This is a genomic window from Alcanivorax sp. HI0083, from assembly GCF_001635175.1.
On sequence record NZ_LWFX01001574.1, the window covers coordinates 1 to 11047 of the forward strand.

8 protein-coding genes are annotated in these 11047 nt (G+C 57.2%); 3 read left to right on the forward strand and 5 right to left on the reverse strand.

Translation table 11 applies throughout. The annotated features are described in order from the left end of the window. Positions 1–78: 78 nt before the first annotated feature. Positions 79–1437, reverse strand: a complete 1359-nt coding sequence (dcm, locus tag A3754_RS23455) for a DNA (cytosine-5-)-methyltransferase (RefSeq protein WP_063521488.1) — start codon at positions 1435–1437, stop codon at positions 79–81. Between the two features lie 236 nt (positions 1438–1673). On the opposite strand from dcm, the gene A3754_RS23460 reads away from it, so the two are divergent. Together A3754_RS23460 and A3754_RS23465 are read left to right on the forward strand one after the other, a co-directional pair. Next, positions 1674–2030 (forward strand): hypothetical protein, encoded by a 357-nt coding sequence (locus tag A3754_RS23460; protein ID WP_063521489.1) that lies wholly within the window; start codon positions 1674–1676, stop codon positions 2028–2030. A gap of 166 nt (positions 2031–2196) precedes the next feature. Then, entirely contained in the window at positions 2197–3996 is a 1800-nt protein-coding gene (locus A3754_RS23465; protein ID WP_063521490.1) for a S8 family serine peptidase, read from the forward strand. 127 nt (positions 3997–4123) lie between these two features. Here the strand turns inward: A3754_RS23465 and A3754_RS23470 are convergent, their stop codons facing one another. The 3 genes from A3754_RS23470 to ahpC form a co-directional block, all read right to left on the reverse strand. After that, a complete protein-coding gene (locus A3754_RS23470) occupies positions 4124–5659 on the reverse strand; it encodes a cryptochrome/photolyase family protein (protein WP_063521495.1) in 1536 nt (511 codons plus the stop codon). A gap of 185 nt (positions 5660–5844) precedes the next feature. Beyond that, positions 5845–7461: an alkyl hydroperoxide reductase subunit F gene (gene ahpF / locus A3754_RS23475; RefSeq protein ID WP_063521491.1), complete on the reverse strand. Its 1617-nt coding sequence runs from the start codon at positions 7459–7461 to the stop codon at positions 5845–5847. 158 nt (positions 7462–7619) lie between these two features. Further along, positions 7620–8183, reverse strand: a complete 564-nt coding sequence (gene ahpC / locus A3754_RS23480; RefSeq protein WP_063521492.1) for an alkyl hydroperoxide reductase subunit C — start codon at positions 8181–8183, stop codon at positions 7620–7622. A gap of 218 nt (positions 8184–8401) precedes the next feature. Here ahpC and A3754_RS23485 point away from each other — a divergent pair, with 218 nt between their 5' ends. Further along, positions 8402–8743, forward strand: coding sequence for a hypothetical protein (locus tag A3754_RS23485; RefSeq protein ID WP_063521493.1), 342 nt, complete (start codon positions 8402–8404; stop codon positions 8741–8743). Between the two features lie 26 nt (positions 8744–8769). Here A3754_RS23485 and A3754_RS23490 read toward each other — a convergent pair. Beyond that, a partial coding sequence (locus tag A3754_RS23490; protein WP_063521494.1) for an EAL domain-containing protein occupies positions 8770–11047 on the reverse strand: 2278 nt, incomplete at its 5' end.

The window sequence follows — 11047 nt, forward strand, 5'->3', positions numbered from 1 at the left end:
ACTCATGCTGATTGGATTTACCCGGGTCCGCATCCACTGCAGTGAGGTATTTCCAGGCAATCCCCTCAAAATACTGGCCTAGTTTTTCCATCCCGCCATTTTCCCCTTTTCTTCGAGCAATCTCATTTGCCCTTTGTCTGGCTGCTTTATCTTGTATTTTTTCTTTTTGCCTTTGACATTCGCATCAAGGATTCTTGAGTGCATTTCTCTGGCTACCGCCTCAAAGACCGGTACCGCTACTGAGTTACCAAACTGTTTGTAAGCTTGGGTATCTGAAACGGGAATGCGAAAATCGGATTCTCCCGGCTTGTCAAAGCCCATCAGCCGCGCACACTCTCTGGGAGTAAGTCTGCGAGGGTTTTTGTTCTGTCCTCTGGACAGCAGGATCTCAGAACCGTCTTTGTAATATCTGGCAGAAAGAGTTCTGGTCGGCCTCTTCTGCTTGCTCTCTACGAGCCCGAAACCAAACCCGTTGCCTGCAGCCTGATGCTTCTTCGCATAGTTTTGCAAATAAGCCCAGAGCTTGTCTGTCAGGATATATTTATCCGGGACCTTCTTGTCCACGATGTCTGCCAGTAGCGGCGCCTCCTCGGGAACATCAAGATCAGCCAGACTAAAGCCTTCTGAAATATTGAGATCCTTTCTGAACCCTACGATCACAATCCTCTCACGGTGCTGAGGAAGGAAATCAGCAGCATCAATCACCCTAGGGTCAGGCACATCGTAGCCCGCGTCATCCAGAGCCTTCAGGATCGTCTTGTAGGTATCACCCTTGTTATGGCTCTTCAGGTTTTTGACATTCTCTAGAAGAAACGCAGCAGGCTTCTTCGCCTGTAGGATCTTGCAGATATCAAAGAAAAGGGTGCCCTGAATTTTGCAGTCAAAGCCATGCGACCGGCCCAACGCATTTTTCTTTGAGACGCCCGCAATAGAGAAAGGCTGGCAAGGAAAGCCCGCCAGCAGCACTTCATGATCAGGAATAGACTGGTCAATATGCGGGATAAGGTATTTTTCGCTGACTCCTTCAGCCTCGGTGATCAGCCGGATATCAGTGTTCAGAACATGGTCATGGTCGTCGAAGTGGTTTGCCTGGTAAGTGCGCCTTGCCATGTCATTCCACTCGCTGGTGAAGACGCATCGACCACCGACATCCTCAAATGCCTGGCGAATACCTCCAATCCCGGCAAACAAGTCGATGAAGCGGAACTGCTCATTGCCCACGAACTGGGTTTCAAGACGACCGGTCGGAAGCAATTCAGAGATAAGAGCATTTCTTTCCAGACTCCTGAGGTTGTGCTCCATCCCCTTCTTCAACCAGCGATTGACCGTTACCCGGTCAACTTCCAAAACATCAGCCACTACCTGCTGACCCCATATTTCTACTGTTTTTTCAATCAGTTGGCGATCATCAAGGTTATCGTACAGGGTGGTATCCATGGCTTCCTCTGGGTCAATTATGTTGCAAACGCTACAGCATAGCCCCAGATAATAACACACACTGACCACATGAACAGTACAGGGATGTTACCCCATCATCATCAACCATGTCTTGTATGACGCTCGCTACCATCTCTGCTCCGCCTGTCTGTCCAACCGCCTGAAAGACAACACTATCTTTACGCCGCCCCACCCCAGCCCTAAGCTGAAACCACCATCACAAACGGATAACAATAATGAAGCTCGCCACCCTCACGCCTCCCCTGGAAGCCCTGCACGCTTCCTCTAACGACATTCTACTGGTCTCCCTGATCAGCAGCGACGGGATGCCGGTAGTGCACTTTGGTGAAGGGCTGGATTTTGACGAGCAGAGCGCGTTGTTCTTTGAGATGAAGAAAGCCTGTGACCGGGTGCTTGAGGGCCTGAAACTGGGGGATAGCGAGGAGGCTTTCATCCGTTGCCGGGAAGGCTGCATCAGCATTTGGCCGGTGAACGATATGGTGTTTGCCTGCCTGGCCAAGCCAACCACTAACTCCCAGCGCATGCAGATGCTGGTGTGGAAAACGGTTTCCCGGTTGAGGGGACTGGTTTAGTCGACGGTATCTTCACGACCAGTTCTCATTTTCCCTTCTTGCCTTTAAAAGCGGCGCTTACAGGCCGCTGAACCCCTTTCAAAACAACAAAAAACTACACCCTGCCCATGGAGAGATACACGGCGTTTCCCTAGCGTTCTGACACTAACGTACTGGAGGGAACGCAATGCCACGATCGACATTCAAGGCCGCCGTGTTGGCCGCCGTTCTGGGGGGCAGCGTGCTGTCACCCGCCTGGGCCGCCGACGATAACAATACCCCCGCCATGGGGGAGATCATCCAAAACCAATACATTGTGACCCTGGCACCGAATATCACCGAGCAACTGGGCCTCACCAGCCTGACCACAGCTATTCAAACGCTGCTGGCCGGTATTGGTGGGGGCGAGGTGCTTTATACCTATGACCATGCCTTGCTGGGCATGACCGTAAGATTGACCAACCTGCAGGCAAACTTGCTTGGTATTCTGCCCGGTGTCATCTCGGTTGAGCCGGACCGCATGGTGACCACCGTAGCCGTGCAGAGTAACGCCACCTGGGGCCTGGACCGGGTCGATCAACCGGCCCTGCCGCTGGATAGCAGTTTTCAGTATCCAGACAACGGCGGGCGTGATGTGAACATCTATGTGGTGGATACCGGCGTGCGCACCACACATCAGGAATTTACCGGCCGAGTACTGCCCGGTCGCAATTTCGTGAGCTCCGGGGGTTTCCTGTTTGGTGGCAGTGTTAACCCTGACGACTTTGAAGACTGCAACGGCCACGGCACCCATGTAGCAGGCACCGCTGCCGGCAGCACTTATGGTGTGGCGAAACAGGCCAACGTGGTGCCGGTACGTGTACTGAACTGCTACGGCAGCGGCAGCACCTCTGCGGTTATCGCCGGTATCGACTGGGTGGCCGGTAATCACCAGAAGCCCGCCGTGGCCAACCTGTCGCTGGGCGGCTTTACCTCCACCGCACTGGATACCGCCGTCGCCAACGCCGTCGATGCTGGCGTGACCATGGTGGTGGCGGCAGGTAACGATAACGCCAATGCCTGTAATGGCTCGCCTAACCGGGTGCCCGAAGCCTTGACGGTCGGTGCGACTACCCGCCAGGACCAACGTTCCTCCTTTTCCAACTTCGGCGCCTGCGTGGATCTGTTCGCACCGGGTAGCGACATCACCTCGGCCTGGTATCAGTCAGATACCCAGACCGCCAGCCTGAATGGCACCTCCATGGCCGCGCCGCATGCCGCCGGTGCGGCTGCCTTGTATCTGGGTGCCAACCCCAGTGCCACTCCCGGTGCTGTGAATGTGGCACTGGTGGACGACACCGTCACCGGCGCCATCAGCAATGCGGGCAACCAGTCGCCCAACCGTTTACTGCAGATCACTCAGCAGGACGGCTCCGGGATTGACCGCCTGCCGACCGCAGCCTTCACCGCGGATTGCGCGGGCACGGTTTGTGAGCTGGATGCCAGCGGCTCCAGCGATGATGTGGCCGTAGCGGCCTGGGACTGGACCCTGGGGGACGGCAATGTGGCCAGTGGCGAACAGATCACTCACGACTACGGAGTGGATGGCGAATTCACCGTGACCCTGACGGTCACCGACACCGCCAACCAGACCGGCAGCACCGACCAGACCGTAAGCGTGGGAACAGAAACCTCCCCCTGCCCGGACTGCACCCGCTATGAAGGCCAGCTGAACAACGGTGGCTCTGCGATCCTGCCGTCCAACGGTTTCAACTTTTCCGGCGGGCAGATTGACGCCTGGCTGTATAGCCCGGCGGGCGCCAGCTTCACCGTGACCCTGCAAGCACAAAGCTGCTTCCTGTTCTTCTGCGGCTGGAACAACGTGACCACCGCCAGCCCACAAGGTGGTGTAGCCGAGATCCATACCAATGTGAACAGCGGGTACTACCGCTGGCAGGTACAGGCCCAGAGCGGTGCCGGTGCCTATACGCTACTCACCAATCCGTAAGTTTTTCTGCCTACGGTTTCGCCGGCGTCAACCTCCTGGTGCGCCGGCTTTTTTGTACCTGATAAAGAGGAGCATCATGCTTCACGCTGCAAGCAACACGGCGAAAACAGCCCGTGATCACCTTAACTCATAACGCATCCGGGTCCGCCAACAACGATTCCGCCCGCGCCAGAATGGCATCCACCTTCGCCGTATCCATCCGATTCAGATTCCCGTAGATCATTTTCATGCGATGATTGCCGGCAAACTGTTTGCGATGGCGATGAATAAAGTGCCAGTAAAGGCTGTTGAACGGGCAGCTTTCGGATTCGCTGGCAGTCTTTACGTTGTACTGGCAGTGCTTGCAATAATCCGACATGCGATTGATGTAACTGCCTGACGCGGCATAGGGCTTGCTGCCCAGGTAGCCGCCATCGGCATGCATGACCATGCCCAGCGTATTGGGTAATTCCACCCAATCGAAGGCATCGGCATAGACTTCCAGATACCACTGACAGATGGCCTCCGGCAGTACTCCCAGCAGCAGGGCAAAGTTGCCGGTGACCATCAAACGCTGGATATGATGGGCGTAGGCATGGTCGATGGTATTGCGGAAACACTCGGCCATGCAGTGCATTTTGGTCTCGCCGGTCCAGTAGTACGCCGGCAGAGGCCGGTCGTTGCCAAGCCGGTTTTCCGCGGCGTAGTCCGGCATCAGCAACCAGTAAATGCCGCGTACGTATTCCCGCCAGCCGATGATCTGACGGATAAAACCTTCCACGGCATTGAGCGGTGCGTCACCGGAAAAGTACGCCTGCTCGGCGGCCTGACACACCGCCATGGGATCAAGCAGACCGAGATTGATGTAGGGCGACAGCAGGCTGTGAAACAGGGTGTCTTCGCCGGTGTTCCCTTTACCAGTAAGCATGGCATCCTGATAATCACCAAAGTGTGGCAGGCGATGCTCAATAAAATGATCCAGCGCCTGTTGTGCCTGCGCAGAGGTAGTTCCCCACTGAAACTGCTCCAGAGTGCCGATGTGATCGGCAAACTCTTCTTTCACCAGGGCGAGCACGTCCTCATCAATATCATCGCGCTCGAAGGTTAGCGCGGGCGGCAAAGGGGTTTTGCCCTTGTAGGGCTGGCGATTGTTACTGTCAAAATTCCATTGGCCACCTACCGGCTCATCGCCTTCCATTAGCAACCCGGTATGACGGCGCATTTCCCGGTAGAAAAATTCCATGCGCAACTGTTTCTTGCCTGATGCCCATTTCTGAAAGAAGTCCGGGGAGCACAGAAATCGACTGTCATCGAGACAGCGGATCGATACACCACTGCGCGCCTGCCAGTCCTGGTTGATGGCATGCTGAAGTCGATATTCGCCACATTGCGTCACGACAATTTCTTCGGCATCGCGATAGCGCCCGGCAATCAGCGAGGCAAAGTCACTGAAGTCATGCTCGCCATAGCGATAATAATCCACGCGCCAGCCCGCCTGCTCCAGATCGTGGGCAAAGTGCCGCATGGCACTGAAGATCAGGACAATCTTCTGCTGGTGATGTTTTACATAAGTGGCTTCGTCACGCAGTTCGGCCATCACCAGTCTGTCCTGGTCTGGGTCTAATGCTCCCAGCGTCGGCAAATGCAGGCTGAGCTGGTCGCCAAGGATGATCCCGATTTTCACGCGCATGTCCTTCCATAAGGGATCTTTAGCATGAGGTGCGAGCCGTACAGGGGAGGTGAAGAATACCGATCCCAAAACACTATCCACCGTTTCTGGCAAAGGCTCAGTAACCGCCTATCCCCAAACCAAAAAGCCACCGCATCCGCGGTGGCTTTTTGGCTTACAGCTGGTGAGCGCCAGCGGGGTCAGGCAACGGCAGCTTCCTTCTGCTCGTCTTTGCCATTTTCGTACAGGGCATCCAGCCGGTCGCCCTGGGTCATCAGGTATTCAAAGGCCGCCAGGGAAGCCTTGGAGCCTTCGCCCATGCTGATAACAATCTGCTTGTACGGCACCGTGGTCACGTCACCGGCGGCGTAAATGCCTTCCTCTGAGGTCTGGCATTTCTCGTTGATTTCGATTTCACCAAACCGGCTACGCTCGACCACACCCTCCAGAAAATCACTATTGGGCACCAGACCGATCTGAACGAACACACCGTGCAGCGGCAGGGTATGCACTTGCTCTGTCTCGCGGTCCACGTACTCAATGGCATCCACCTTGCCATTGCTGGCCGTGATCTGTTTGGTGGCCACATTTTTGTGGATGGTGACATTGGCTTTACTTTCCGCCTTGTCCACCAGCACCTTGTCGGCCTTCAGCTCGGGCATGAACTCGAACACGTTCACGGATTTAACGATACCGGCCAGGTCCAGTGCGGCTTCAATGCCGGAGTTACCGCCACCGATCACCGCCACATCCTTGCCCTTGAAGAAAGGCCCATCGCAGTGCGGGCAATAAGCCACACCATTACCGATGTTTTCCTTCTCACCGGGCACACCCAGTTCGCGCCATTTGGCACCGGTGGCCACGATCACGGTCTTGGTGTCGATCTCTTCACCGGAAGACAGCACCACTGTCTTGATTTCGCCCTTCTCGACGCGGGCCACCTTGAGGTGTTCTTTCACGGTGACGTCGTACTCGTTCATGTGCGCCTGCAGCGCACCGGACAATTCCGGGCCGGTGGTTTTCTTCACGGAGATCAGGTTTTCGATGTCCATGGTGTCTTTCACCTGGCCACCGATGCGATCGGCGATCAGGGTGACCTTGAGGCCTTTACGGGCGCTGTAGATGGCCGCAGACACACCGGCCGGGCCACCACCGATCACGGTGACGTCCTGCAGCGGCAGTTTTTCACCAGCGCCAGCCTGCGCGATGCCGGGGTCGTGCTCCAGCAGCTTGTCGATAAGCTCGGCGGCGGTGACCTTGCCGTTGGCGAACAGCTCACCGTTGAGGTACACACTCGGCACGCCCTGAATATCGCGCTCATTGACCACGTCCTGAAACAGGCCGCCATCAATCATTTCGGTGGTGATATTCGGGTTCAACAAGGCGAACTGGTTCAGGGCCTGAACCACGTCCGGGCAGTTATGACAGCTCAGGCTGATAAACACTTCGAAATGCATGTCGCCTTTGGCATTGGCGACCATGCGCTGGAGGCTGTCGTCCAGCTTGATATCTGTCCCGGATGCATGCAGAAACGCCAGCACCAGGGAATTGAATTCGTGACCTGCGGGAATACCGGAGAAACGGATGCCCGTGTCTTCTCCATCCGCTTCCAGCAGAAAGCTGATCGGGCTACGCAGGGTGTCGCCCGTATCGCGTTCTTCGAACGCCAGGTTGTCACTGACACCAGCGATGTCGGAGAGAAAGCTGACCAGTTCATCGCGCTTGTCGTGGGTGCCTTCCTGCAGCACGAAAGTGACTTTCTTCTGCATGTTGGCGGCGTAGCCCTTGAGAGCCTGCAAAATTTCATTCGTGAGCATGAGTCTTCCCTTGTTCCAGATTCAGTCGTCAGTGACGGAGAAAATTCGGGTTGTGGAGCTAAAGCATTAATCAGTCGGACGTCGGGGGTCTGACGTCGGACGCAAAACCAAGCTGGTTTTAGCGTTAGACTTCCGACGTCAGACTTCCGGCCGACTATTTAGATCTTGCCAACCAGGTCCAGAGACGGGGCCAGAGTGGCTTCGCCTTCTTTCCATTTTGCCGGGCACACTTCGCCGGGGTGGTTGCGCACATACTGAGCGGCTTTCACCTTGCGCAGCAGGTCGTCAGCGTCACGGCCGATACCTTCAGCGGTGATTTCCATGGCCTGGATGATGCCATCCGGATCGACCAGGAAGGTCGCACGATCTGCCAGACCCTGGCCTTCACGCATCACTTCAAAGTTGTTGGTGATGGTGCCGGTCTGGTCGCCCACCATGTAGTAGTTGATCTTGCCGATGGTGTCGGAGGTGTCGTGCCATGCCTTGTGGGTGAAGTGGGTGTCTGTGGACACAGAGAACACTTCCACGCCCATTTGCTGCAGCTCTTCGTACTTGTCAGCCACGTCGCCCAGCTCGGTGGGGCAAACGAAGGTGAAGTCAGCGGGATAGAAGAAGAAAATCGCCCACTTGCCTTTTACGTCGGCGTCAGAAATCTCTACAAATTCGCCCTGCTTGAATGCGGTGGCGTTGAACGGTTGGATCTCGCTATTAATCAGTGCCATGTTTCCAAGACTCCCTAAGTTATCGGTAAAACGATTGGGTTAACGTTTCGTCGGAAGTAAGAATGCGTTTTTTGCGGCGATTGGTAAATTTGGATACTTTCATTGCAGCGATAGGCAATACCTAATGCGCTCCATCGACCCGCCAGTAGCGCCCGGAATCAGGAACCCCACCGCTGCCGCCCTGTCCCATGTGAAGACGCACAGAGCAGGAGGCCTTCATGAAAAGCACAGGATGGCGCCAGCTGGCACTGGCCACGGGCTGGATGATGATTGCGGCGGGCACCGCTGCCCCGGCGTCTGGCAGTGATTACGACTACATTCGCGGGGATGACGTCTACGAGGAAGATTACCAGTACGGGGTGGATTACGACGGCCTTACCAGCGTGCCCCAAACCGGCCTGAAAAAAGGCGGGGCAGGCGGCACGGATAACGCCGAAGGCCGACTGCAGAAGCGGGCACTGGAGCTGCAGGAAGAAACCACACAGCCGTCCATGACCCGCGAACTGGACCGCTGGAAGCAGAACAAAAAACTGACGACACCGGGCAAAAACGAACCCTGATCACGGCAGCGGCAGCCGCCCCAGCCTCACCGGCCGCGCGCCACAACCTCCGCGCCACGCGCAGCGCCCACATCCCGGTGTTGCTGCTCAAACAACGCGTTCAGTGGTTGTGGCCGGCCAATGGCATAGCCCTGGACGAAGTCTACCCCGGCCTCCTCCAGCACCCCGATCAGCGCGTGCTCTTCCACGTATTCGGCCACGGTTTTCACGCCCAACCGATGCGCCACCTCGTTGATGGATTCCACAATGGTACGGTCCACGCTGGAGTGCAGCAGGTTGCGCACAAAGCTGCCGTCAATCTTGATGAAATCCACCGGGAAGTGTTTCAGGTAACTGAACGAACTGAAACCACTGCCGAAATCGTCCAGCGCCACCTTGCAACCCTGTTCACGAATACGCCCGAGTAAATCACTGGCCGAGGATAATTGATTCACCACCGTGGTTTCGGTGATCTCAAAGGTGAGCCGCTCCGGTGACAGTGAGGTCTTGCTCAGCAGGGACTCCAGGAACGGCATAAAGGTCGGATCATCCAGGGAGGTGGCCGACAGGTTAATGGCGATATTCAGCTGCGGCAGCGCGGCCAGCTCGTCGCTGAGGGTCACCAGTAGCTGGGTGAGTACCCAGCGGTCGATGTGCGGCATCATCTGGTAGCGCTCTGCGGCGGGAATGAACGAGCCCGGGTTGAGGATATCGCCATTGCGGTCGCGCAGGCGCAGCAATACCTCGTAATGCGACGGCTCCGTACTGGCATCAATGGGGCGAATCTCCTGGGCGTAGAGCAGGAAACGGTTCGATTCCAGCGATTCACGCAGCCCCGCGGCCATCTGTAATTCCAGGTGGCGGCGGGACGCCTCACTGTCGTCCGGGGTGTACACCGACACCTGGTTTCGGCCCCGATGCTTCGCGGCATAGCAGGCCACATCCGCCCGGCTCATGGCCTCTTCCACGGTGATCACGTTGGCGTCCAGCTGCACCAGCCCGGCGCTGGCGCCAACATCGTAAAGCGATTCCTTCCAGGCAAAACGGATATCGCCCAGTGCACCGATTAGCCGTTCAGCAATCTGGATCGCCCGCTGTGCCGGACAATGGCGCAGCAGCAGCCCGAATTCGTCACCGCCCAGCCGGGCCACCACATCGCCCTCGCGCACCTGCCGGCCGATCACCCGGGCGCATTCGCGCAGTAAGGCGTCTCCTGCCACATGGCCAGCAGTGTCGTTCACCACCTTGAAGCGGTCCAGGTCGATAAAGCACAGCATGCTGTGTTCCGTCCCCGGCTCGTCGAGGGATTCCTGCAAGGTATTCTCAAACTCCCGGCGATTGGTAAGGCCAGTCAGGGCATCGTGGGTGGCGTGGTAGCGCAGCTTCTTCTGCATGGCCCGCCGGGAGGTCACATCCCGAAACACCATCACCGCCCCGGTCACCTGGCCATCCGCCGATTTAAGCGGCGCCGCGGAATCCTGAATTTCGTAGCGGCTGCCATCGCGGCTTTGCAGCATGCTGCCTTCGCGCAGAAAACACACATCGCCCCCGCTCAGGGCCACGTTAATCGGGTTGGGGACCGGTATCGTGGCGTTGTCGTCACTGAGCATCAGAATATCGCCCACCGGCAACCCTTCCGCTTCCGCTTCACGCCAGCCGGTGAGCGACTCAGCCACCGGGTTCATAAAGGTCACCCGCCCGATCTCATCCGTCGCCACCACACCATCGGCAATAGAGGTCAGGGTAACGCGCAGGCGCTCTTTCTCATGGGCCAGGGACTGCTGCATGCCCTTTTCTGCCGTCACATCCCAATTGGTGCCCACCACCAGTGTCTCCGCGCCGTCAGAGCGCATCACGGTTTCTGCCCGCACGCGGATATGCCGAATTTCACCGCCGGGACGCAGGGTCCGAAATTCTGTGTCCAGGTCCCCCTCACCCGCGATAACGCGCTGGAACGCCGCGTTGATGTCCGGGTAATCGTCCGGATGCACCTGATCACGCCAGATCTGCAAGGTGCCATCGCCGGGCGCGCCGGGCTGCACCCCGTACAGCTCGTACATGCGTTCATCCCAGAACAACACACCGCTCTGCGGGCTGTATTGCCAGATACCCACGCCACCCACTTCCAGGGCCATTTGCAGGCGCTGGCGGCTCTCCTGCAGCGCCTGTTCCGACAGCCTGGCAGCATGGATATTTTCTACCTGGGCAATCAAATAACTGACCTGCCCCTCGACACGCACCGCCGATACCGACAGGCGCACCCAGAGATCATCGCCACGACGGGTGATAAAGCGCTGTTCCAGTGAGTATCCGGTGATGTCTCCG